Genomic DNA, 25,364 nt, shown 5'->3' on the forward strand with positions numbered 1-25,364 from the left:
ATATGAAGAAAATACTATGTGGACTCACTTTAATCTTGTCTACCGGTAGCCTCTTTACCAATAGTAGCCTCGCTGGTAATCAAATCGTGAGCAACTCAAAGGACATATACAAAAAGACCTGGATTGACTTCAACAAGAACGGTGTAAAGGACGTATACGAAGATCCCTCCGCTCCTATCGAAGCCCGTATTGCGGATTTGCTTTCGCAAATGACACTGGAAGAGAAGACCTGTCAGATGGCTACTCTTTACGGTTCGGGACGGGTACTGAAAGATGCATGGCCTACCGACGGATGGTCGACAGAAATCTGGAAAGACGGTATCGGGAATATCGACGAACAGGCCAACGGACTGGGTAAGTTCGGTTCTGAAATCTCCTATCCGTATGCCAACAGTGTGAAGAATCGCCACACCATTCAGCGCTGGTTTGTGGAACAGACACGACTGGGTATTCCGGTCGATTTTACCAACGAGGGAATACGCGGATTATGTCACGACCGGGCTACCATGTTTCCCGCTCAATGCGGGCAAGGTGCCACGTGGAACAAAAAACTGATCCGGGAAATTGCGAAAGTCACTGCTGATGAGGCGAAAGCACTCGGATATACCAATATTTATGCTCCGATTCTGGACATCGCACAAGATCCTCGCTGGGGACGTGTAGTTGAAAGTTACGGAGAAGATCCTTATCTGGTAGGCGAATTGGGTAAGCAAATGATTCTTGGTCTACAAAGTGAAGGAATCGTTGCCACTCCGAAGCACTTCGCCGTTTATAGTATTCCGGTCGGTGGACGCGACGGAGGTACACGTACCGATCCGCACGTGGCTCCGCGTGAGATGAAGACTCTGTATCTGGAACCATTCCGTAAAGGTATTCAGGAAGCGGGTGCACTGGGCGTCATGAGTTCTTACAACGACTATGACGGGGAGCCTGTTTCCGGAAGTTATCATTTCCTCACGGAAATTCTGCGTCAGCAGTGGGGATTTAAAGGATATGTAGTTTCGGATAGTGAAGCGGTGGAATTTCTACATACTAAACATCGTATCACTCCCACAGAAGAAGAAATGGCGGCACAAGTGGTAAATGCCGGATTGAATATCCGCACGAACTTCACTCCGCCACAGGACTTTATTCTTCCATTACGCCGTGCTATTAGTGAGGGCAAAGTCTCTCTGCATACGCTCGATCAACGTGTTGGTGAGATTCTCCGTGTCAAGTTTATGATGGGTCTTTTTGATAATCCATATCCCGGTGATGACCGTCGCCCGGAAGTGGTAGTGCATAATGCCACCCATCAGGATGTATCTATGAGAGCAGCTTTAGAATCTATCGTACTTTTGAAGAATGAGAATCAAATGCTTCCGTTATCCAAGAACTTCAGCAAAATAGCTGTGATTGGCCCGAATGCGGAAGAAGTGAAAGAACTGACTTGCAGATACGGTCCCGCCAATGCATCTATAAAGACTGTCTATCAGGGAATCAAAGAATATCTGCCCAATGCAGAAGTTCGCTATGCAAAAGGCTGTGATATTATTGATAAATATTTCCCAGAAAGTGAACTGTACAATGTCCCATTAGATACACAAGAGCAAGCGATGATTAATGAAGCCGTAGAATTAGCAAAGGCTTCGGATGTCGCTATCCTTGTATTAGGTGGAAATGAGAAGACGGTTCGGGAAGAATTCTCACGTACCAATCTCGATCTCTGCGGACGCCAACAGCAATTATTGGAAGCTGTTTATGCCACAGGAAAACCAGTCGTTCTGGTAATGGTAGACGGAAGAGCAGCTACTATCAACTGGGCAAACAAATATGTCCCTGCCATCATTCATGCTTGGTTCCCCGGCGAATTCATGGGAGATGCCATCGCCAAAGTTCTTTTCGGAGACTATAACCCGGGCGGACGTCTGGCAGTTACTTTCCCGAAATCAGTGGGACAGATTCCTTTTGCATTCCCATTCAAGCCGGGTTCGGATTCAAAAGGAAAAGTCCGTGTTGCCGGTGTGCTTTATCCTTTCGGATATGGTTTAAGCTATACGACTTTCGGATATTCAGATTTGAAAATCTCCAAACCGGTTATCGGGGCACAAGAGAATATCACTCTTTCATGCACTGTAAAGAATACAGGAAAGAAAGCAGGGGATGAAGTGGTCCAGCTTTATATCCGCGATGATTTTAGCAGCGTAACAACCTACGATAAAGTATTACGTGGTTTCGAACGTATTCATTTGCAACCGGGAGAAGAACAAACGGTTAACTTTACCCTTACTCCTCAAGACTTAGGGTTATGGGATAAGAATAATCAGTTTACAGTAGAACCGGGAAGTTTCTCGGTGATGGTGGGGGGCTTCTTCGGAGGATATTCGGTTGAAGGGAAGTTTCGAGGTTCAATAAAGAATCCCAAATAATATCTATATAAAAAAATGTGAGGTAACCCGAATCTTTGGAAGTTACCTCACATTTTCATTTTACTAATTATACCTTACAAAGGATATTCCTCAAAAGCATACAAAATGGTAGATAGATAACGTTCTCCAGTATCAGGCAGCAGAGCAACAATCATCTTCCCTGCATTTTCCGGTCGCTTTGCAAGCTCGGTAGCAGCATATACAGCTGCCCCCGAAGATATGCCGACCAACAACCCTTCTTGCTTGGCCAGTTCACGACTCGTACGAATAGCATCGTCATTCTGCACCTGAATAATTTCATCTACGACAGAGGCTTTGTACGTTTTAGGAATAAATCCTGCACCGATCCCCTGAATCTTATGAGGACCTGGTTTTCCTCCCGACAGTACCGGAGAATCAGATGGTTCCACTGCCACTATCCTTATACTCGGATCACGCATCTTCAACGCTTCACCTACACCGCTAACTGTCCCGCCAGTACCTACACCTGCTACAAAGATATCGACTTTCCCCTCGGTATCTCTCCATATTTCCAAACCGGTAGTTCGTAAATGCATAGCAGGGTTAGCAGGATTCTCGAACTGTTGTAGGATGACAGCTCCCGGAGTTACAGCTTTTAATTCTTCCGCTTTGGCAATTGCCCCTTTCATGCCATCCGCACCAGGAGTCAGCACTAATTCCGCTCCCAAGGCTTTCAAAAGATTACGTCGCTCAATACTCATTGTATCAGGCATCGTCAGAATCAGTTTATAGCCTTTCGCTGCTGAAACAAAAGCCAATCCTACACCGGTATTTCCGCTGGTCGGTTCAATGATCGTTGCTCCGGGTTGTAAGACACCTTTCGTTTCAGCATCCTCAATCATAGCCAATGCAATACGGTCCTTAACACTTCCCGCAGGATTAAAAGATTCAATCTTTACAATCAGACGAGCTTTCAAATCATTACTCCTGTTATAATTGCTAAGTTCCAACAACGGAGTATTACCTACCAAATCCGTCAATTTTCTTGCTATCTTTTCCATATATATCTGTTTTTAATTTCTTTTGTTTTTAATATAGTACAAAGATAGTGGAGATTCTGTTCAAGGTAAATACCACATATATGGTAAATTCATACCATACATATCTGACTTTCTACCAGATACTACAATAGAAAGTCAGCCCTCATAGGACTAAATGTATCAATCAATACACCTGCTTCCAGACAAACGCATCCATGAGGCTGATCAGGTTCTACATAATAACCGTCGCCCGTAGAGAGAATTTCTTTCCGGTCGCCAATGCTCAATTCAAACTTGCCGCTTGCGACATAAGTAGCCTGGCTATGATAATGTTGATGCATAGAACCGACGGCACCTTTCTCAAATTCCACTTTCACCATCATCAGTTGCCCGTCATACCCCATTATCTGGCGGCGGATTCCCGGAGCCGGTTTATCCCAATCCAATTCTTTCTCAAACTGAAAAGCATCACTACGTGTTTTCATCTTCCAATCTATTATTATTTATAACTATATTATTTAAACCTCTTCACATAATCTACAATCAGATAGCAAGCCGGACCGAGCACCTGACCATGATCGAATCCCTGCATTTCATACAACGTCACTTTTTTATTACCTATACTTTTCAGGACAGCTTCCAACAGTGCATTTTCTTCATATCTTGCCGCCATCTCCAGATGCTTGTCACCCGTTATCAGTACAAGAGGGGCTGTTTCCTTGCGGGCCTTATTTACCGGAGCATATTCATCAACCACCGGAATACCGTTGGGCAAACCACGCTCCTTGCGAATAGTGAAATGTGTCACCGTCTGGCCACTGACCGGAAGATAAGCAGCTACGCTATCAGCATCTGCTCCGTATGCTGCCATATACTTTTTATCCATTGCCAGAATCAACGAAAGATAACCTCCCGCAGAATGACCGGAAACAAAAATTCGGTCCTTACGGCCACCATACTTCTCGATGTTCTTGAAAACCCATGCCACAGCTTCAGCCGCATCCTCAATATAAGCCGGATTTTTCGCTTTCGGACTCAAACGATAATTTACCGCCACTACTGCAAACCCTTGTTCTGTCAGTTCTTTGGGGATAAATTTATTTCCACCTTCCATACCACCGCCGTGAAACCAGACGATAGTTGAGAAACCCTTCTTATTTTCGGGATAATAAATATCCAGTTTGCAACGTTCCAGTCGATAGGCATCCATTTCGGAACCAGAAACATAAGATATATCCTTGTCGGTGCGATAAACAGTTTGTGCTTGAGCAATGCAAGTACAAAGCAAAAAGAGAAGAAGGCAAATCTTTTTCATGACTTTATTTATTTTCAATGATTCAGTATTACATTAACTATCAACCTAAGCAGTTCATTCTTTTTTCAGACAGGAACAAAGATAAGACCTTATTCCAAGAACATAAGTAAAAAAGACTAAAAAAAGAGCTCATACTATTGATTGGGTAAAGTTCCAACTTGGACAAACGCTATTCAATTTACCACTTCGAAATGAAAAATCACTTATTGATATTGTTTTTAACAATAACTTTAGCATTAATAATATCACGCTTATCAATGTACAATTCAGGCTTCTCACCTGCGCTTTCCACCAAAGCTTCAATAGTGATATATTCATCCGGCAACCATTGTTTAAAATATAGGGCGTTATCTTTCAACTCGGCTATACTATTATCTGTTGCGGATATTTGAATAATCTGTTTTATATTTCTCGTATACAAAGGAAGTCCATGCCCTTTAGTCACCAAAGATGACTGGGCTCCCTCACCCACAATATTCTGATTTCCTGTATTTTTTAGCATATAACATATTCTCCAAAGATTTTCAATGGGCGTCGTATCTTCATACTTCACAAAAACTGCAAGGCCCGGAACATTCGGTCTTTGTGTCAATAACGTATTTTCCATACAGTAAATCGTCACTCTGGTTTTTCTTCTTGACATGTGTGCCAAAAAGACTGTAAATAGTGCACTGATAATAGCACATATTATAGAATTTATAGTTCCCATGGTATATCTATTTTCTATTTGTTAGCCTGATTAACTGCTGTGTACAATACTCTAACTGTTCATTGACAAACTCCAGTCTCTTCTCTAATTTTTCAATTCTTTGCAGAGTTGCTTCTACATCAACTTCCACTCTTTCAATCTTCTCCTCCACATATTTGACAGTCTGCCAATCATACTTATTGTTTCGAACCTCCTCCTGTGTAGCAATATAAGCCGGGCAACTATTTTCCTGCCAAACCTGTTCACCACTAAGAAAACCCTTGTAAGTGTTTAAAAGCTGTTCGACCATTGCATCCGAAAGTTTATAAATACCTTTATTCGAAATATATCCTTTACGCGCATCCATAAACAAAGTCTGCGTCGTCTCCCTGTTTTTTCTGAAAACAAGAATAGCCGTAGAAATAGCCGTACCGTAAAACAGATTTTGCGGTAACTCAATAACCGTTTCAAGCAAATTATGCTCAATAATCTGATGCCGTATCTTACTTTCACTGGTACGAAACAAAACCCCCGCCGGAACCACGACAACAGCCCGCCCATTAGGTTTCAAACTTGCCAGAATATGACTAATATATGCCCATGTAGCCTGACTTCTAGGAGGAATACCATATTGAAAGCGTTCATAACGATCAAACTCAGCTTCCTCTATTGCCCATTTATCTGCAAATGGTGGTATAGAAACAACAATATCAAACTGCTTTAACCGGTCGCCATCCGTCAGTTTAGGATTACTAAGGCTATCTCCCCAAAAAAAAGTGGAATCTTTGAATCCATTCAACATCAGATTCATTTTTGTCAATGCATATTGATTCCAGTTTGCCTCTTGCCCGAAAATACCAACTCCTCTGATTCCAACCCTTTTACCAACTTCAACTAGTAGAGTACCACTGCCGGATACCGGATCACACAAACTATTATTATCTTTATTATTACCTATCAATTCCGCCACCAAACCAATAACCTCTTTAGGAGTAAGGACATTACTTATCTTCTTACCCGCCTCTTCGGCAAAAATGTACAATAACTGATTATATAAAGCACCGATATCTATTAACTTACCGGCATCATCTGTTAATGTCAGTTTCTGAAACAGACGAAGAAGTTCATGCAATTTACCCAATCTCTCATTCGTATCTCCCAATATATTACTTTCGAAGTTGATGGCTCTATTAATTTCATAACCTTCAATTACACGGCTGTTTGCTTGCTCTAATTCATAAAGAGCAACATTGATCAACTTACCAAGCTCCGCCGAGCCAAGTTGTTTGTAAAGATAGTCAAAAGAACTACGTTCAGACACCAACAACCGAAGGAGAGGTTTATTCTCATCCGATTGAAAAGAATCGTTTGATTTGTAGTACTCATTTGCAGATTTCAGAAATAGCAGAGCCAGTACATAATCCTTATACTGATTGACAGAAAGCGTTCCACCTAAAATTTGTTTCGCCTTACTCGCTATATAATATGCAATTTCTATCATAACATGTTTCATTTTAAAGAATCCATCAACAACTGTTCCTGCAAACTCCGTTTTAGTTCATTGATTTCACTGTAAATACTTTCCCCCTCTCTTCTCAATTGATCCATCTGTACAATAAGCTGTTGTGTCTGCATAGAAGGTATGCCGATCTGAAGATCACTTAGTACCGATTGGGGAATTACCTGAATTCCTGTACCTACCGATGAGTTTTTCAATTTATTAAGAACAGATGGGGTATTGAGAAAACAGCAAAGAAATTCTGGTAGTATATCTTTTGATATAATACGTATAATAATGAATGACGAAGAAGCTACCATCTTTTCCACTAACCCATCATACAAAAAACAATAATTAGAGGCTCCTTTAGCCGCAAATAATAAATCATTTTTCCGTAACCAGTATTGATCACCAATCCCTCTATCCTCCACTGTAGTGATCCGACTGTAATCAGGTTTACTCCCCGGATTAATATCCTTAACCTGCAAATACTTTATATTACCTGCCGGATCACTTTTCATATATATGCCAGATTGCATAATGGCAATATCACTTATTCTCTTTATATCCTTTGATTTTCTATCCATACAATACAGTCCCTACTTAAACACACTATTCTAAAAAGTTAAAGAATAAATTTCAGTTATCAATTCAATTACACTGCAAATATATCACTCTTTTTGATATATCAATGCAATATGAGGAAAATAAAAACACAAAAAATGAAAATTACTTTTATAACTTCTTCTAATTAAAAACAAAATAAAGTAGAGACCCTACTAAATAAGAATAAGTAAATATTAACCGGAAAGATATAGTTGCATCTCATCCATACTCACATATAAGCACCCGCTGTCTATAGCCGAACATTCAGTACCGAACGCCCCTCCATCAATAAGTGTCTTTTAAATAATTATACACTTGATAATATATACTTTCAATGTTCTATTTTTAATATTCTGTAGGGAAATAGCTAATTAGAAAATAATGAACCAGAAAATAAACTGCATAAATAAATGCATGAGTATACAGAAAGATGCCTAATATTGCATAAAGGCAAACAGAATATGCATCTTTCTCTATTTAGAAACCGTTCATTGCTTTAAAACCAATGAAGTGTTCCTCGGTGTGCATCGACTTGTTCTTCACCGAGGAAGCTATCGCTCCTCGGTGAAGAAGATAAAAATGGACTATTAAGAAGCATTTTTTCTCTTGTTTACCATAATATATCGGAAAGGAAAAAACAATAAAATGATTAGTTATTCGGGCATCTACTCGCCAAATAACAAAAATAATCAAAAATCTACCGCAGCTCGATTGGTATATTTTCGAAACAGCAGAAATAAAAAATCGTGTAATTACAAATGCTGGACATTTTCCGGCTTTTCTTTACCAAACTGCAATTCACGTACTTCTCCAATGATTAAATATTCCTTTTTTAAGAATCATCATTTTTTAAGAAGGCTACTGATTTCTTCAGAAGGCTCCTTCAACTTTTATCCTTCAATAGTTCTTTTGTCTTATCCGCCAAAAACAGAGGGATATTAATCAAATTACCATCTTGTTTCAAATTCAGCATTGAATACCGGATCCGGCAAGCAGGCTGGAAAAGCTTCTCATACTGAATCAGACTTTTACCTGTTACGTTCTGATCTGCTTTCACTTCTATCGGATAAATATGATTGTCGTATTGAAGCAGAAAATCTACCTCGGCCTTATTGCCGGAAGTCCAATACCGAAAAGATGCCTGGAACTGCGCCATAAGACTCTGCAACACATAATTCTCTGCCAAAGCTCCCTTATATTCCATATAGCCGGGAGTAGACAGAAGCAAAACACTTGCATCCAGCTCCGACAACTGCCTTAACAGTCCTACATCTAATGCGTAAAGTTTAAATGTACTCAAATCATCATACGCTTTCAATGGTAATTTGGGTGACTTGCTCAATACAACCTTATTGATAAGTCCCGCCTGCTCCAGCCACAGAATAGCATCTTCGTACTCACGAGCACGGGCTCCGGGACGTACCAACTGATAAACAAACTTACGGTTCTCCTTCGCCAATTGTGAAGGCAGGGAATTCCATACATAATTAATGCGGGGAGCCAATGCCGACGTAGTATGTTTTACAAAATCCAATGCATAGTCATTCAAGATATCCCGAAGTGCCGAATCCACCTTTTCCATATCATTGAAGTCAATCATCAGAGTAGCAGGTTCAGGCATACCGCCACAAATGGAATAGGCAATAAATGATTCACGCAACTTATCGAAAAATATTTGAGGAAGAGGAGCTATTTCTTTAATGGAGCACATATACTCATACATGTTCGGGTCTTTTATCTTTAGAAATTCGGTAAAAGTAAGCGGATACATGGACAGATGATTCACCTTTCCCACCGGAAAGGAATTGCCAATATGATTCAAATAAATACCTAATAAAGAACCTGCGCAAGCTACCGCATATTCGGGAGCTTCCTCACAAAAATATTTCAGTGCGTTCAGTGCTTCATTACACTCCTGAATCTCATCTAATATGAGTAAAGTCGTTTGAGGATTGATTTTCTTTCCATGCAAGAAAGACAATTGCTGAATAATCCGCCTAGGATCTTTAGTCGTTTTAAAGATATCGCAAAGTCCGCTTTCATCCTTATCCAAACTAAAATAGGCAACATCCTCGAAATATTCCTTCCCGAAATATTTCAAAGCCCATGTTTTTCCTACTTGACGAGCCCCATGAATGACGAGCGGCTTCCTGTTCACATCCATTTTCCATACTGCCAATTGCCTGATAATATCTCTTTCGAACATAACTAATCACATTTTTAATATCGGGAATGTGATAATTTACACATTTTTGATATGAGTTTCGTGCGAATATACACATTATCCATATAAAACGAAAGAAAAAATTCAGAATAATAGTACCAGCCTAACAAAGTAGACACTAAAAATGCTTTTTAGTTACTGTTATTTTTAAAAATAGTCATTAGCGACTTTTTTAGTGATAGCGAAAGCAATTGTACACGAAATTGTCACTGATAGAAACATTAAGATCGTTTCGTATGAATGCCGCCACCCAACGGTATCCATGCATAGGATGCCCGGCATGTATCTCTTCAACGACCTCCACCATAGCCTCTCTGTTAAGATCACGCCCGGATGGCTCACGCCCATCAAGGCACAAATGTCCGTTATCGCATAGTCTCGTGAGAGCATATCAACTATTTTGAATTCTTCGTTTTTAAACGAACATACTCCGTTTGCCCATCCGCATTCGCCCGCACCGCACAGTTTTTTTAGACGTTCATGCTCTATACGAAGCCGCAATATTTCACGCTTATAGGCTTCTTCCGTACGGTCGACGCCAACCGGAAGTATCGCACCAAGTTCCGCATCCGCTCGTGACAGACCTTCCAGACCACCTTCATCATACTGCGTCAGCCACTTCTTAAAGGATGTATTTGACACACTGTTAGCTGAACAGAAATCGTTCAGTCTAATTGCAGGATTACTCCGATACTTGCGTATCAGAAACTCTTTTTCAAGAGGGTTCAAATGCTTTGCCATAAAAGTTTCTCCTTTCTAGTAGAGGGATTGAAAGTGTTACCTTTTTTGAGGTGCAACAATTTAATTATTCAAATTATTTTTCGGATTGAAAACTTACGATGTGTGTTAATTAATAAACTGAATTACAAAGATACTCCAAAGAATATTTCATTTAACGAAATAATAAGATTATATTTGCTATTGTAAATTGAAGACACTGTACTAAAAATGAAAATATACACCCGGAGTTATATCATTTTTCTACTTTCTTTGTGCATCTACCCAACATTTGCCCAAAAAAAGAAATTTTCTTCTTTAAATGATTTAGATAAGGCAATAGTAGAACAACAAATTTATGTAAACAAGCGCGAAGAAAATATTCATGTTAATAAAAAAGCACTTCAAGAGGCTACAACAGAAGAGGAACGTTACCGTCTAAAAAATCTTTTATTTAACGAATATACTGCATATAAAGTGGATTCATCATTACACTATGCTAAAGAGAAACTTATTTCAGCACAAAAAATAGGAAAGCAGGAATATATAGACGATTCGCACATTAATATTGCTAGAGTTCTCATATTAGCGGGAATGTATAAGGAAGCTTCTGACATTCTAGATAATATCGACCGTTCACAGATGGTTGATTATTTGAAAGATTACTATTTCCAAACTTACAATATACTATATGAATCAATGCTAAAACATTCGTTAGATAGCTCCAGTACGGAAAAGTATAGACAAAAAGCCACAGAGTACAAAGATTCTATTTTAATAAACTGCAACTATAGTAATCCTTATATCTATGCAGACCGGCTCATCATAGACGGAAATTATCAGAAAGGATTGAAGTTATTATTGGATACGTTTGAAAAAGTCAATCCTGAAAATCGGGAAATAGCTTATACGGCTTATGCTATCTCTGATTTTTATCGTCGGCAAGGTAATATAGAAGAAGAGAAAAAATATCTAATAGTTTCGGCACTATCCGATATAAAATGGGGAATAAAAGAATATATATCCTTATGGAGATTGGCTACAATTCTCTATCAAGAAGGGGATATTGAACGCGCCTATACATACGTGAGCCGTTCTCTGGATGATGCAGCTTTCAGTAATGCCCGCCTACGTACTCTTGAAATAACACAAACGCTACCTATCATTCAAAATGCTTATCTATTAAAAAACCATACAGAACAACGGCGTCAGCAAAACGCTCTTATTTTTACCACCACATTGATCCTTTCTTTGGTAATCATGTTATTTTTCATTCGAATACAATTGAAAAGATTGTCAAAAACACGGAGTCAACTAAATCAGGCCAATCAACAGTTGCAAAAGCTTAACGTAGAACTGAAAACTGTAAACGAACAATTATTGTCGACTAATGACCTGCTTAATGAAGCCAACAATATATTATCTTTAACCAACCAATCATTAACAGAGGCCAACAATATCAAAGAGACCTACATAACCCGATTTATGAGCGAGTGTTCCGCCTATATTGACAAAATAGACACTTATCGTCGGCAACTCAACAAACTTGCAGCTGCAGGCAAGTTAGACTCTTTGTATAAAGAACTAAAATCTTCTTCATTCATAGAAAAAGAGTTGGATTCGTTTTACAGTACTTTTGATGAAACGTTTCTTCATCTGTTTCCCGATTTCGTAGAACAATTTAATAGCCTACTTCGCGAAAATGAAGCAATTGTCCCCCCCAAGAAAGGCGGATTGTCCACAGAGTTACGTGTCTTCGCTCTGCTTCGTTTAGGCATTACCGACAATGAGCGCATAGCTTCTTTTCTCCGATGCTCCAAAGCTACCATTTATTCCTACCGTTCACGAGTACGTTTAAAGTCGTTCTCTCCTGAACAGTTTGAAGAACAAATTATGCACCTATAAATTTATAACATAAGAGAACAAGATACTATACTCCTAGGCTCACATTGGACCTTTCACATTTTCCTAAACGGTTAATCAATTTATAATCAAACATTAAATCCTGAAAAAAGTTTGTATATCATAACTCTGTACAAAGTAACCATTTAACCATTGAGTTTTGACAGTAATAAACTGCCAAAGTCATTTTTATAACTTTAATTCATATACGAATAAGAAAAGCAGGTTACGTCATTTATCTTCACTTAAACAATGTTGTAATAACCATCAATACCATGACATTATCGGCTGCTATCACAGAATAATCATTCCACAAAACAACGTTTTCAAGAGGTATATACACTTATTAATTATTTGCAAAAGAAGCAGACTGGTTGCAAGATTTGGAACCAACTTTTTCATATAACTTCAAAGCCGACAGGGATAGAAAAAACTCTGATTTTACGTTTTTAAAGATTTATCAAGCAAGTTGAATCTTGTATATACTTTGTATTCCAGTTTATCTATTTCTCACCAATACACTATTAATCAACACCATACAAATATATCGATTTATATTTTTATAGCACGACGTTTTATATCGGAAAAGAAATATTGATTTTTGCATCAGCCTTTGAGAAATGACGGTAACAATAAAAATAATCCAATTTCAATTAACAATCTAATTTAAAAAAGCTATGAATGTAAAAACTACTATTCTTGCATCGTTGTTCTTAGGTATCGGTCTTTTTCCGATACATGCCGAGACGCTGATGACAGAAAGTATGATTGTCCAACAGACAAAAGGAATCCGCATCAGCGGTACCGTACTCGACAAAGAAAAAACGCCATTGCCAGGTGTTAATGTCACCGTAAAAAAATCAACTATAGGTACTATTACTGATGTGGACGGCCATTTCTATATTGAAGTGCCCAACAAACAAAGTGTATTAATCGTGACTTACATCGGTTTTAAAACCAAAGAGATAGTAGTAGGAAACGATATCAACTTCAACATTACATTGGACGAAGATGTAGAAGCATTGGATGAAGTGGTAGTAGTAGGATATGGCAATCAGAAAAAATTGTCAGTCATTGGCTCAGTACAAACTTTAGAGCCAACTAAACTTCAAGTAGGTTCCTCACGTTCTATGAGTAATAATCTGGCTGGACAGTTGGCTGGTGTAATTGCCGTACAGCCTTCGGGTGAACCGGGATATGATAATTCCAACTTCTGGATTCGCGGTATTGCCTCTTTTAGCGGAAATACCTCACCATTGGTATTGGTAGATGGTGTAGAACGCAATTTGAATGACTTGGACCCTGCCGAGATTGAATCTTTCTCTGTATTGAAAGACGCATCGGCCAGTGCCATGTATGGTGTGCGTGGAGCCAACGGAGTCATTATCATCAATACTAAACGAGGAACTGTAGCCGCCCCCTCTATTAATGTGCGCGTGGAGCAATCCATTCAGACTCCAACCAAATTACCACAATTTATTGGAGCCGCTGAATACATGAACTTGCTTAACACATTGCAGAGCGACCCTTCCAAGCGAATGTTTACCAAAGACCAGATTCTGAAAACCTATTATGGTTATGACAAGGATTTATATCCCGATGTAGACTGGATTGATGCCATCACCAAGGATTATGCAAACTCTACACGTGCCAACCTAACAGTAAGTGGAGGTACCGAAATACTTCGCTATTCACTCACAGCTTCCCTCTATCATGAAAATGGTATTATGGCTTCCGACAAAACATTACCCTATGATACTCAAAGCAAACTGAACCGCTATAATATACGGGCCAATGTCGACTTGGACTTGACAAAAACAACCTTGTTACGATTCAATGTGGGAGGCTACCTGCAAAATCTACGTAAAAGCCGCAGTGGTACGGATGAGGTGTTCAGCGCAGCCTTTGAAACTCCTCCTTTTGTACATCCTGCTGTCTACTCTGACGGCACCATTCCCGTTGCGAGTAGCAATCGTCCCAACCCTTGGGCCATCAATACCCAGAACGGATATTATCACAGCGGGAGAAGCAAGCTCGAATCATTATTCGCAGTAGAGCAAAACCTCAAAATGATAACACCGGGACTAAAAGCCAAAGTTACCTTTGCTTTCGATACCTATAACGAAAATTTTGTGACACGTGGCAAAGAGCCGGATTATTATAGCGTTGCCAAGAATAGAAATGACGAAGGAGAATTGGTACACAGTATCCTGAGATATGGAAGTGAGTTTTTGGATCATTCCAGTAATGCCAATTATGGAAATCAAAGCGTTTATTTGGAAGCTGCCATCACCTATAATCGGACCTTTGCCGACAAACATGCAGTAGATGCTCTTTTCTTATATAATCAACGCAGCTATGATTGGGGGGATATCCAGCCCAACCGTACACAAGGGATTGCAGGACGTCTTTCGTATACGTATGACCGCCGCTATGTTTCTGAGTTTAACTTTGGATATAACGGTTCGGAAAATTTCGCCAAAGGCAAGCGTTTTGGTTTCTTCCCTTCAATAGCCTTAGGCTGGCTCATCAGTGAAGAACATTTTATGGAACCGGCACGTGATATTATGAGCAAACTGAAACTTCGCGCCTCCATCGGTTCGGTAGGAAATGACAACATTGGCGGGCGCCGCTTTGCCTACATTACTACTATCAACTCTAAAGCCAGCGGATACAATTGGGGTTATACGGGCGATACCTACCGTGATGGCGTACAAGAAGGAGAAGTCGGTGTAGAAAACCTGACTTGGGAAAAAGCACTTAAAATGAACCTCGGTTTAGAAATAGGTCTTTGGAACGAGCTCGATCTTCAATTGGATTTTTTCAAGGAACGGAGAACCAGCATTTTCATGCAGCGCGCTACTATCCCTACTCAAATAGGATTTATCAATAACCCTTACGCAAACTATGGTAAAGTTGACAATAAAGGTGTAGATGTTGCATTGAACTACAACAAACGTTTCAATAAAGACTGGAATATCAGTTTCCGAGGTACTTTCACCTATGCTAAAAATACAATAATCGAACGTGACGAGCCGGAATCCATCAAGGGCACCTATCGCTCTATTACGGGGCGTTCCATCAACACTTTGTGGGGATTGCAAGCTGAAGGACTCTTTACGGAAGACGATTTCGAAAATGGCAAATTGAAGGAAGGAATTCCTGTTCCACAACTGGGATCAGAAGTACGTCCGGGAGACATCAAATACAGTGATATGAATAATGACGGTTACATTACTGCAGCCGATGAAGGATATATCGGCAATACCACTGATCCACGCATTGTCTATGGTTTCGGCGGAAATATAAACTTCCGTGGATGGGACTTCAGCTTCTTCTTCCAGGGAACAGGAGATGCATATCGTATCATTGGCGGATCCGATTATTTCATCCCCGGTAGTGGACAAGGAGTATTAGGCAATGTCTACACAAACTATACGGACTGTTGGACTGAAGAAAATCCGTCTCAAAATGTATTTTGGCCACGTCTTTCCGAAAGTACAAATATGAACAACAATCGCGCATCGACTTTCTGGAAAAAAAACATGAGTTTCCTCCGACTGAAGACTTTAGAAATAGGTTACAGCCTGCCTAAGCACATTACTGACAAAATTTGCGCCCAGAAGATTCGTTTCTTTGCCAGTGGCAACAACCTGTTTTATTTCTCTAAATTCAAATTATGGGATCCGGAATTAGCTACTTCCGACGGTCTGAAATATCCTTCCATGCGTTCTTTAATGCTGGGAGTGGAAGTAAACTTTTAATATTGAATAAAATATGAATAATAGAACTATGAAATTTGCAAAATATATTCTTACAGGATTAATCGGTGTTGCTTCGTTGACGTCTTGTGTTGACTATCTTGATAAAGAACCGGATACCGAGCTGACACTTCCGATGGTATTCGAAGACAAAACCCGTATCGAAGGTTGGCTTGCCAATGTCTATTCAGCCATTCCTGATCCCTATTGGGGATATACCAATACATTAGGATGGGAAATCTTAGCCGACGACCAGACACCTTCTGAGCGCTGGCGCCAATGGGGTTGGAAAGTGATCCCTTATATATTAGGGGAATGGACACCCAACAGCGCTTGGGAGGGAGAGTTTTGGAAACGTCTTCCTCAATGCATCCGCGAAGCTAATATTTTTATAGAGAATATACACCCGCTGCCAGCCCAAGGTATTAGCGCGAAAGAAGTGGAATATATGAAAGCCGAATGTAAGTTTATGAAAGCTTACTATTACTATTTGCTTGCCAATACGTATGGAGCTGTTCCTTTTAAACCGGACTACATCGCCCCAACTGATTTTGTATTGGCCGACCTTATGGAAGGACAAACGCCTTATTATACTGTAATAGACTGGGTGGATAAAACTCTGCTTGAGGCCGCCGATGTTTTACCGGCTAAATATACGGAAGCACGCAAATACGGACGTGCCACCAGCATTATGTGTCTAGCCGTACGTGCCCGAATGCTCCTTTTTGCAGCTAGCCCATTGGTGAATGGCAATCCCGATTATGCAGACTACAAAAACGACAAAGGTGAAAACCTATTCAAGACGACTCCCGATCCCCAACGTTGGGAAAAAGCCGTGCAGGCTTGTAAACTGTTGATAGACGAAGCCGAAAAGACCGGATATAAGTTGTATACAGAAAAGAATGGAGATGGTACCATTGACCCGTTCATGTCCTATCAGAATCTGTTTTTAAAGCGCTTTGATGAAGGAAACACCGAAATATTGTTTGCCCGCCCCAGCAGCGACTATGGTTCCTACGAAAAGCATGCTACTCCGACTGCCAGTGGTGGTAGCGGTGGATTGGGTGTAACGCAGTCACTAGTAGATGCTTTTTTCATGCAAAACGGGCTGCCTATCGACAATCCTTCAGCCGGATATAAAGAAGAAGGATTCTCTACCCAAAAAGTAACACTCAACAATACAATTTGGGATGAAGAAGTGAATGGTGGTGCTATCACTTATGAAAATACCTACAATATGTATTGCAACCGCGAACCGCGTTTTTATGTAAGCGTAGCTTTCAATAATTCTTATTTTCCTACTGAAAAACGCCTGTTCGATTTCTTCAACGGAGCAGTAGACAATACGCATACACACGATGCTCCACAAAACGGATACCTCATCCGCAAACGTGTATCTCCCAAGACGAATGTAAAAGAAAAGAATTACCAGTATCGTCCGGGAATTGTCTATCGTTTGGGAGAGGCTTATCTGAACTATGCAGAAGCGTTGAACGAATATAAAAACGACTATACCAGTCGGCAGGAAGCGTTGAGCTATGTAAACAAGATTCGTGAGCGTGCCGGTATCCGCCCATATACATTGGAAGCCGTAGATCCTGCTGTTGCTCAAAAAATACATGTGGATGACACTCAAGAAGCCGTACGCAAAGTTATTCGCGCTGAACGCCGGGTAGAACTATGTGGAGAAGGAATCCGTTACGATGACTTGCGCCGTTGGCAAGAAGCAGAAGGCACATTAAATGGTGATTTCTATGGAATGAATTATAATGGTAAAGAGGCCGCTTCTTTCTATGAGCGCACAGTTTATCAGACTCGTGTATATAAACCAGCCTATTACTGGTTCCCTATACATCAGAGCGAAATGGAGAAAAATAATAAGCTAAAACAACTTCCGCTCTGGAAATAATCACATTAAAACAAGAAAAAAATGAAAAACAGAATATATCTTTTATTAGCTATGCTTTCCTGCTTTGTAATAAGTTGCCAGGACGAAGATATACGCTATAGCATTACTCGTCCCGATGATACCATGTGTTTGAAGGTATCTGCCGAAAGTATCGAACTGAAGCAGGAACTCGGACAGGAAACAGCTGTAACTTTTACATGGAATGAGACGTCAAACATTAAGCAGGACGCGCAGGTGACTTATTACTTTAAGATAGATATCGCAGATAACGATTTTGCGAGTTCCATCGACAAAATAGAAGTGCCGGCAGGAAGTAACAGTCTCAGTTTAACCCACAAGAAACTGAATGCGTGGTTGGGTGGCTGGAAAGTTACACCGGGAGAAAGCGTCACCTTAGAAGCTGAAGTTATAGCTAAAATTGAAGGAGCAAGCCAATACATCAAACCGGAACTATCAACCGTGCATTTCAACGTGGTAGGATATGAGGTACAACCGCATGACATCTTTGTAGTAGGTACTGCTATTGAAGGTTTGGACCCGGTGAAGGCCGTTCAGATGACAGAAGAGATACCTGAAGAAAAGTATACATGGAATGGAGTAATGAAAGAGGGCACCTATAAGTTCATTTTAAACAATCACAGCCTGACGCCTTCTTACACACAGGGAACAGAACCGGGCAGTGTTGTCTTTAATGAAACGGAAACCGGAACTGAGACACTCTTTACCATTGAGAAAGACGGATTTTATTCTCTGACACTCAATATTGAAGCATTAACATTGGAATCTGCTTATCCGACTACCGAATATAAAAACATCTGGATGATAGGTGCAGCAACTTCAGCAGGATGGGATATTATGAAATCGGTAAAACTAGAGAAAGACCCACAAAACCAAGTTGCTTTCTACTATGATGGATGGCTAAATACGGGAGAGATGAAATTCCCGTTAGAGCTGCGTGAGGATTGGAATGTTGCGTTCCTGATGCCTGTAGAGAATGGAACCACAGAGAATGGAGACAACCGTATGGAACACATTGAGGCAGGAGGACACGATTATAAGTGGAATATCACCAAGGCAGGTAAGTATCGCATGACTCTGAACACTTATACCATGACCATTAAATTTGAAAAGCCCAAACAGGAAGTACCAAATGAAGTACCTTATAAGACAATTTGGATTTTGGGAGATGCCACAGCTGCCGGATGGGATTTGAACGCAACCACCAAACAAATGTTTGGATATGATTACGACGCTGCGCAGCAAGGTATTTTCACATGGAATGGAGATTTGAAAGCTGGAACATTCAAGCTACCATTGAATCTGGATGGTTACGGAAGCATCGATTACCTGATGCCGGGTAATGCAAATGGTGAGGGATATGCCCCCCTTTCAGAGACCGGCATACAATACGTGTCACGTAATGATACTAAAGATTATCAATGGAAAGTAGAAGCAAGCGAAGCTGGTGAATATCTTATAACGCTGGATGTAATGAATAATAAGATTAAATTTATTAAGAAGTAATAAACTTACAGGTGTGAGGTCTTCTGGGCTTCACACCTACTAAAAAAATAATATGAAGCAATATAAATTAGCCCTAATTGCCTTATTTATGGCAAATGCCCTTACCACTATTGGTTGTAAAGAAGAAGGTACAGGATGGACTCCCGATATGATTTCGGATGATCCCATTGTAGAGACACCGGATGACAAAGTGGATATCAGTAATATCCATACATTCAAGGCTCCGCTCTATTGGAGCGTCTATGAGCTTTGCTGGCAAATGGCTCAGAATGGTATTCCCGAATATCAGATGGACATGAATGAGGCCGAATGGGACAAAGCTATTGACTGGATGGCTACCAACCTAAAACCGTATGGTTACGATATGCTCTGTACGGATGGATTTATCCCCATGCTTTGTGAAAAAAACGAGCATGGGTATATGGACAAATACGGTAGTATGTATTTAAAGGACATTGTTGCCAAATGCAAAGCAAAAGGATTAAAATTGGGTGTTTACGACAATCCACTTTGGCTACATGGAAAAGATGAAACACCCATTCAGAACACTGACAACATCACGTTGGGGCAACTGAGATATGATGCCACTACCGATGTGGTTAATTATCCAAATGAAGAAGACAAGTTCTTTACCTATGCAGTAGCTACACACAAAGGCGCGAAAGAGTATATCGATGGTTTCTTCAAACACTATAAGGAACTGGGGATAGAATATATCCGTATGGATTTTCTGAGTTGGTATGAAGATGGCTTTGATCGTGGCATGAACGAGTACTGGGGCAATGGCATCGTAGGCCGTGGCTATGGTAAAGAATGTTATGATAAAGCTTTGGAGTATATTTGTACATCGGCCACCCGTTATGGCATCTTCACTTCGCTGGTGATGCCTCATCTTAATAATAAAGCCGAATTGGAGAAGAAGTATGGCAATATGGTACGTATTGTGGCCGATACAGGCGACGGTGGATGGAAACATTTCTCTGAAGATAAGCGTGGCAACGTGTTCGATGGATGGCCCAACTGTATGAATATGTTTGATGGCTTCATCCACTGGTCGCAGATTACCGGCCGGAACAAAGTCATTCCTGATGGCGATTTTATCCGTCTGAATACATTCAACACAGATGCTGAGAAAGAGTCTGTCATCTCGCTGCAACTGATGGCAGGAGGACCGATTACCGTGGCCGACCAACATAACACCATCGGAGACAATCTGAAGTTTTATCAGAATGAAGAAATGCTGGCATTGAATACCGACCGTTTTGTCGGCAAACCTTTATTACGCAACGTACGTGATGAAAAAAGCCAGATATGGTATGGACAGATGAGCAATGGCGATTATGTGGTAGGATTCTTCAACCGGGATAATGAACCTAAAAAACGTTCCTTACAGTTTTCGGAAATAGGTATAGAAGGAGCAAGAAAAGTGCGCGACTTGTGGAAACACCAGGATGAAGGTGAAACCGATAAGCTGGAAGTAGAAGTTGGAGCTCACGAATGTAAAATTGTAAGACTGAGCAAATAATAAGTAAATAAAACATTAATCAAGTATGAAAAGATTTTTTTTAGGTATTGGCTTGCTTCTCTCTGCCTTTGTGGCAAAAGCGGAAGGCATTTCCTCTCCGTCAGGCACTGTATCTCTGAATTTCAACTTAGCTGACAACGGGATTCCGACGTATGCCATGGTATACAAGGATATCCCGGTCATCAACCCCAGCAAGTTGGGACTCGAACTGAATAACAAAGAAAACCTGCTGGATGGTTTTGAAGTCGTAAAAGCGTCCACCTCCAGTTTTGATGAAACTTGGCAACCTGTGTGGGGGGAGACGAAAGATATACGCAATCATTATAACGAACTATTAGTAGAACTTAAGCAGACGTCTACCGACCGTTTTATGAACATTCGCTTTCGCGTATATGATGAAGGTATTGGTTTCCGGTATGAATTTCCGCAACAGAAAAACCTGTCTTATTTTGTTATCAAGGAAGAACACAGCCAGTTTGCTATGACCGGTGACCATATTGCCTGGTGGATTCCCGGTGACTATGATACGCAGGAATATGATTATACGGAATCAAAACTTTCTGAAATTCCCGGTTTGCTGGCTGCTGCCATCAATGATAATCTGTCACAAGCAATCTTCTCGCCCAAAGGAGTACAAACATCTCTTCAACTCAAGACTGCAGAGGGATTATACATCAATCTGCACGAGGCCGCCTTAGTAGATTATTCATGTATGCATCTTAATTTGGATGACAAGAACCTGACTTTCGAGTCATGGCTGACACCAGATGCACAAGGCAACAAAGGGTATCTACAATCACCTTGTCGCACTCCATGGCGTACAGTGATGGTTAGCGACGACGCATGTGAAATATTGGCATCGAACCTAATTCTGAATTTGAACGAACCATGCAAATACAAGGATACCTCTTGGATTAAACCCGTGAAATACATTGGAGTATGGTGGGAAATGATTGCCGGTGGAAAACCATGGTCATATACTTGGGACCTCCCCTCTGTGAAACTCGGTGAAACCGATTACAAAAAGGTGAATCCGAATGGACAGCATCCTGCCAATACAGCTAATGTAAAGAGATACATCGACTTTGCAGCTGAACATGGCTTCGATCAAGTATTAGTAGAAGGATGGAATACCGGTTGGGAAGATTGGTTTGGTAACTCAAAGGACTTTGTATTCGATTTCGTTACTCCCTATCCTGATTTCGACATCAAATACCTAAATGAATATGCACACTCTAAAGGAGTGCGTCTGATGATGCATCATGAGACTTCAGCTTCCGTTCGTAATTACGAACGTCACATGGAGGCTGCCTATCAACTGATGAACCAATATGGATATAATGCAGTAAAGAGCGGTTATGTGGGCAACATGATACCGCGTGGCGAACATCACTATGGACAATGGATGAACAATCACTATCTTTACGCAGTGACAGAAGCTGCCAAACACCACATCATGGTCAATGCACACGAAGCTGTACGCCCTACCGGATTATGCCGTACTTACCCGAATCTTATTGGTAATGAATCGGCTCGTGGTACAGAATACGAAGCGTTCGTGGGCAGCAAACCTTTCCACACGACTATATTACCTTTCACCCGTCTGCAAGGAGGCCCAATGGATTATACTCCCGGTATCTTTGAGATGGACATCAATAAATTCAATGCCAACAGCCACTCGCATGTAAACTCGACATTAGCCCGTCAGTTAGCTTTGTATGTCACCATGTACAGTCCACTTCAGATGGCAGCCGATTACCCGCAGCACTATGAACGCTTTATAGATGCTTTCCAGTTTATAAAAGATGTAGCTGTCGATTGGGATGACAGTAAATATTTGGAAGCTGAACCGGGACGTTATATCGTGGCGGCTCGCAAAGCAAAAGGTACGAACAATTGGTTTATAGGGTGCACCAGCAGTGAGGAAGGGCATACATCCACACTAAAACTAGACTTTTTAGATAAGGATAAGGAGTACATCGCAACGATCTATGAGGATGGCAAAGATGCTCATTATCGGAACAATCCGCAGGCTTACAATATCCGTAAAGGTATCGTTTCAGCCAAAGCTGTATTGAAGCTGCAAGCAGCACCGGGAGGTGGATATGCAATCAGTATCATGGAGGTCGCTGATAAAGCCGTTCTAAAAGGACTGAAAAAATTGAAATAAACGTTTTTAGGATAATAACAATTAACTCGTTTAAGTATGCGAAAAATACTTTTTTTATTATTGCTTCTTTCTGGATTTCAATCTCCCAAAGCAAAAGAAAATCCAAATTTGTGGCAACTTACAACCACAGATGTACAGTCTCTTTACGTCGGAACTCCCATGTCCAACGGAGGAATCGGAATACTTCCATGGCGTGAGCCGTTTTCAGTGAGGCATGTCATTCTCAATCATGTATTTGATGCTGATAGAGAACGGGGCGTGAGCCGCGTTTTGAAGGGTATCAATCCTTTTCTGATGACTCTTAAAGTCGACGGAAATGCAATTAGCCCGGACAATATATCACAATGGAAGCAGACAATCAATATGAAAGAGGCCTCTCATATCTCTGAATTTATTGCTGACGGAAAAGCAGAGATTTCCTACTCTCTCTGCGCATTGCGTAATATGCCATATGCCGGTCTGATTCGTGTGACCGTAAAAGCTTTACAGGACATAAATTTGGATGTTGACACGCATATGGATATCCCCGAAGAATATGCGAGTGGTACGCGCGAATTTCATGACACTGAATCCGATGGTATCAAAGTGTACATGCTACATTCTTATGCCTCTACCCACTGGCGAAAACAGCAAGTGGCATCTTCGTCAGCCTTTTTATTTGAAAAGGGAAAAGAAATAATCCCCACATTCAACAACAGTTCCAAAGAACTGTGTTTTGACACCTGTTTAAAAAAGAATGAAGAAATCACATTCGCTTTGGTGGGTAGTATTTGCTCCTCACGTGACTTTATTGATCCTTGCAATGAAGCCGAGCGAGAAATTATCTATGCGCATCATGAAGGTATTCATTCGCTGCTAGCAGCCCATACACGTCTGTGGAATGAATTATGGCAAGGAGATATTTTAATAGAAGGTGATGATGAGGCTCAGCGTGCCGTACGTTTTGCATTATTCAATCTATATTCTTCGTGTCGTGAAGGAAATGGTCTGAGTATATCTCCTATGGGGCTTTCTTCGCAAGATTATAACGGACATATATTTTGGGATACTGAAATTTGGATGTTTCCACCCATCTTGTTATTTAATCAAGGGTTGGCCGAGTCAATGATGAATTATCGCATCGACCGCTTACCTGCCGCTCGCCAAAAAGCAATGTCTTATGGATATCGTGGTGCCATGTATCCATGGGAAAGTGATGACGCCGGCGAAGAGGCTACTCCTACTACAGCCTTGACCGGTCCTTTTGAACACCATATCACAGCCGATATCGGTATTGCCTGCTGGAATTATTATTGTGTTACTCGTGATAAGGAATGGCTAAAAAATAAAGGATATCCGTTGTTGAAAGCCGTAGCTGATTTTTGGAGCAGTCGTGCTACTTGTAATGATGATGGTACTTGGTCCATAAACAATGTAGTAGGTGCCAACGAATATAAACATGGCGCTACAGACAATGCTTTCACTAATGCTTCTGCTAAACTGGCCCTACAGTATGCGACAAAGGCAGCTGCAACTTGTAATACAAAAGCTAATAAACAATGGGAAATCGTAGCAAACGGACTGAAAATTCACCGGATGTCCGATGGAGTAACCAAAGAACATGCTACATATAACGGAGAGATGATAAAACAGGCTGACGTAAACTTACTAGGGTATCCCTTGAGAATCATTACCGACGAAAAGCAACTAAAAAAAGATTTAGAGTATTATGCCGGGAAGATAGATCCTCAACACGGTCCGGCTATGTCTTTCGCCATATTTTGTGTGCAATATGCCAGAATGGGAGATGTTGATAAAGCCTACGAGATGTTTCTTCGCAGCTATCAGCCCAACCAACGTCCTCCTTTCGGCGTATTGGCCGAAACGCCAACAAGCAATAATCCATATTTTATGACCGGAGCCGGAGGCTTGTTACAAGCTGTAATTAATGGTTTTTGTGGCTTGCAAATCACCGATAAAGGGATTGTTCAATTACCAGCCATTCTTCCGAAGCATTGGAAAAAAGTAACTATAAAAGGAGTTGGAAACGACAGAAGAGTGTATATCAACCAACAGAATTAGGAGATGTATATCTCCATCCTATAAAATCCCTGATGCAGAAAATGCACATTCCTTC

General features: G+C 40.7%; 15 protein-coding genes and 1 pseudogene. 8 read left to right on the forward strand and 8 right to left on the reverse strand.

All coding sequences use genetic code 11. The annotated features are described in order from the left end of the window. The first annotated feature begins 2 nt into the window (after positions 1 to 2). Positions 3 to 2,394 (forward strand): annotated as a pseudogene (locus NXV01_RS03935) (glycoside hydrolase family 3 N-terminal domain-containing protein). Positions 2,395 to 2,482: 88 nt separating this feature from the next. On the opposite strand, the gene cysK reads toward NXV01_RS03935, so the two are convergent. From cysK to NXV01_RS03975, 8 genes are all read right to left on the reverse strand, one after another. Then, the gene (gene cysK, locus NXV01_RS03940) at positions 2,483 to 3,430 is read right to left on the reverse strand and encodes a cysteine synthase A (protein WP_195648749.1); all 948 of its coding nucleotides are present in this window, start codon (positions 3,428 to 3,430) and stop codon (positions 2,483 to 2,485) included. Positions 3,431 to 3,552: 122 nt separating this feature from the next. Beyond that, the gene (locus NXV01_RS03945) at positions 3,553 to 3,894 is read right to left on the reverse strand and encodes a cupin domain-containing protein (protein ID WP_217720814.1); all 342 of its coding nucleotides are present in this window, start codon (positions 3,892 to 3,894) and stop codon (positions 3,553 to 3,555) included. Between the two features lie 29 nt (positions 3,895 to 3,923). Beyond that, the gene (locus NXV01_RS03950) at positions 3,924 to 4,724 is read right to left on the reverse strand and encodes an alpha/beta hydrolase (protein ID WP_259021760.1); all 801 of its coding nucleotides are present in this window, start codon (positions 4,722 to 4,724) and stop codon (positions 3,924 to 3,926) included. A gap of 199 nt (positions 4,725 to 4,923) precedes the next feature. Next, positions 4,924 to 5,433, reverse strand: a complete 510-nt coding sequence (locus tag NXV01_RS03955) for a hypothetical protein (protein ID WP_234131814.1) — start codon at positions 5,431 to 5,433, stop codon at positions 4,924 to 4,926. Between the two features lie 7 nt (positions 5,434 to 5,440). Next, on the reverse strand, positions 5,441 to 6,913 hold the full coding sequence (locus NXV01_RS03960; RefSeq protein WP_217720812.1) for an N-6 DNA methylase: 1,473 nt from the start codon (positions 6,911 to 6,913) through the stop codon (positions 5,441 to 5,443). Positions 6,914 to 6,921: 8 nt separating this feature from the next. Then, positions 6,922 to 7,497: a restriction endonuclease subunit S gene (locus NXV01_RS03965; protein ID WP_148367760.1), complete on the reverse strand. Its 576-nt coding sequence runs from the start codon at positions 7,495 to 7,497 to the stop codon at positions 6,922 to 6,924. Positions 7,498 to 8,399: 902 nt separating this feature from the next. Continuing rightward, the gene (locus NXV01_RS03970; protein WP_259021761.1) at positions 8,400 to 9,722 is read right to left on the reverse strand and encodes an ATP-binding protein; all 1,323 of its coding nucleotides are present in this window, start codon (positions 9,720 to 9,722) and stop codon (positions 8,400 to 8,402) included. Positions 9,723 to 9,887: 165 nt separating this feature from the next. Further along, complete coding sequence (locus tag NXV01_RS03975; protein ID WP_259021762.1) at positions 9,888 to 10,481, reverse strand: hypothetical protein; 594 nt, start codon at positions 10,479 to 10,481, stop codon at positions 9,888 to 9,890. A gap of 207 nt (positions 10,482 to 10,688) precedes the next feature. On the opposite strand from NXV01_RS03975, the gene NXV01_RS03980 reads away from it, so the two are divergent. From NXV01_RS03980 to NXV01_RS04010, 7 genes are all read left to right on the forward strand, one after another. Beyond that, positions 10,689 to 12,362 (forward strand): DUF6377 domain-containing protein, encoded by a 1,674-nt coding sequence (locus tag NXV01_RS03980; protein WP_259021763.1) that lies wholly within the window; start codon positions 10,689 to 10,691, stop codon positions 12,360 to 12,362. A 674-nt stretch (positions 12,363 to 13,036) separates the two neighbouring features. Further along, positions 13,037 to 16,123, forward strand: coding sequence for a TonB-dependent receptor (locus NXV01_RS03985; protein ID WP_259021764.1), 3,087 nt, complete (start codon positions 13,037 to 13,039; stop codon positions 16,121 to 16,123). A 28-nt stretch (positions 16,124 to 16,151) separates the two neighbouring features. Beyond that, positions 16,152 to 18,029, forward strand: a complete 1,878-nt coding sequence (locus NXV01_RS03990) for a RagB/SusD family nutrient uptake outer membrane protein (protein WP_259023430.1) — start codon at positions 16,152 to 16,154, stop codon at positions 18,027 to 18,029. A gap of 21 nt (positions 18,030 to 18,050) precedes the next feature. Beyond that, complete coding sequence (locus NXV01_RS03995) at positions 18,051 to 19,553, forward strand: SusF/SusE family outer membrane protein (protein WP_259021765.1); 1,503 nt, start codon at positions 18,051 to 18,053, stop codon at positions 19,551 to 19,553. Between the two features lie 52 nt (positions 19,554 to 19,605). Further along, a complete protein-coding gene (locus tag NXV01_RS04000; protein WP_259021766.1) occupies positions 19,606 to 21,078 on the forward strand; it encodes a glucan 1,6-alpha-isomaltosidase in 1,473 nt (490 codons plus the stop codon). A 25-nt stretch (positions 21,079 to 21,103) separates the two neighbouring features. Further along, entirely contained in the window at positions 21,104 to 23,248 is a 2,145-nt protein-coding gene (locus NXV01_RS04005; RefSeq protein WP_259021767.1) for a glycoside hydrolase family 97 protein, read from the forward strand. Between the two features lie 36 nt (positions 23,249 to 23,284). Further along, on the forward strand, positions 23,285 to 25,309 hold the full coding sequence (locus NXV01_RS04010) for a glycosyl hydrolase family 95 catalytic domain-containing protein (RefSeq protein WP_259021768.1): 2,025 nt from the start codon (positions 23,285 to 23,287) through the stop codon (positions 25,307 to 25,309). Positions 25,310 to 25,364 lie beyond the last annotated feature (55 nt).

Origin of the sequence: Bacteroides sp. BFG-606 (genome assembly GCF_024788145.1) — a bacterium.
In the GTDB taxonomy this organism is placed as follows: Bacteria; Bacteroidota; Bacteroidia; order Bacteroidales; family Bacteroidaceae; genus Bacteroides; species Bacteroides vicugnae.

What these genes read in the sequence shown, in the direction of transcription:
- cysK (WP_195648749.1), bottom strand. Translation starts at nt 3,430, where the DNA reads ATGGAAAAGATAGCAAGAAAATTGACGGATTTGGTAGGTAATACTCCG.
- NXV01_RS03945 (WP_217720814.1), bottom strand. Translation starts at nt 3,894, where the DNA reads ATGAAAACACGTAGTGATGCTTTTCAGTTTGAGAAAGAATTGGATTGG.
- NXV01_RS03950 (WP_259021760.1), bottom strand. Translation starts at nt 4,724, where the DNA reads ATGAAAAAGATTTGCCTTCTTCTCTTTTTGCTTTGTACTTGCATTGCT.
- NXV01_RS03955 (WP_234131814.1), bottom strand. Translation starts at nt 5,433, where the DNA reads ATGGGAACTATAAATTCTATAATATGTGCTATTATCAGTGCACTATTT.
- NXV01_RS03960 (WP_217720812.1), bottom strand. Translation starts at nt 6,913, where the DNA reads ATGATAGAAATTGCATATTATATAGCGAGTAAGGCGAAACAAATTTTA.
- NXV01_RS03965 (WP_148367760.1), bottom strand. Translation starts at nt 7,497, where the DNA reads ATGGATAGAAAATCAAAGGATATAAAGAGAATAAGTGATATTGCCATT.
- NXV01_RS03970 (WP_259021761.1), bottom strand. Translation starts at nt 9,722, where the DNA reads ATGTTCGAAAGAGATATTATCAGGCAATTGGCAGTATGGAAAATGGAT.
- NXV01_RS03975 (WP_259021762.1), bottom strand. Translation starts at nt 10,481, where the DNA reads ATGGCAAAGCATTTGAACCCTCTTGAAAAAGAGTTTCTGATACGCAAG.
- NXV01_RS03980 (WP_259021763.1), top strand. Translation starts at nt 10,689, where the DNA reads ATGAAAATATACACCCGGAGTTATATCATTTTTCTACTTTCTTTGTGC.
- NXV01_RS03985 (WP_259021764.1), top strand. Translation starts at nt 13,037, where the DNA reads ATGAATGTAAAAACTACTATTCTTGCATCGTTGTTCTTAGGTATCGGT.
- NXV01_RS03990 (WP_259023430.1), top strand. Translation starts at nt 16,152, where the DNA reads ATGAAATTTGCAAAATATATTCTTACAGGATTAATCGGTGTTGCTTCG.
- NXV01_RS03995 (WP_259021765.1), top strand. Translation starts at nt 18,051, where the DNA reads ATGAAAAACAGAATATATCTTTTATTAGCTATGCTTTCCTGCTTTGTA.
- NXV01_RS04000 (WP_259021766.1), top strand. Translation starts at nt 19,606, where the DNA reads ATGAAGCAATATAAATTAGCCCTAATTGCCTTATTTATGGCAAATGCC.
- NXV01_RS04005 (WP_259021767.1), top strand. Translation starts at nt 21,104, where the DNA reads ATGAAAAGATTTTTTTTAGGTATTGGCTTGCTTCTCTCTGCCTTTGTG.
- NXV01_RS04010 (WP_259021768.1), top strand. Translation starts at nt 23,285, where the DNA reads ATGCGAAAAATACTTTTTTTATTATTGCTTCTTTCTGGATTTCAATCT.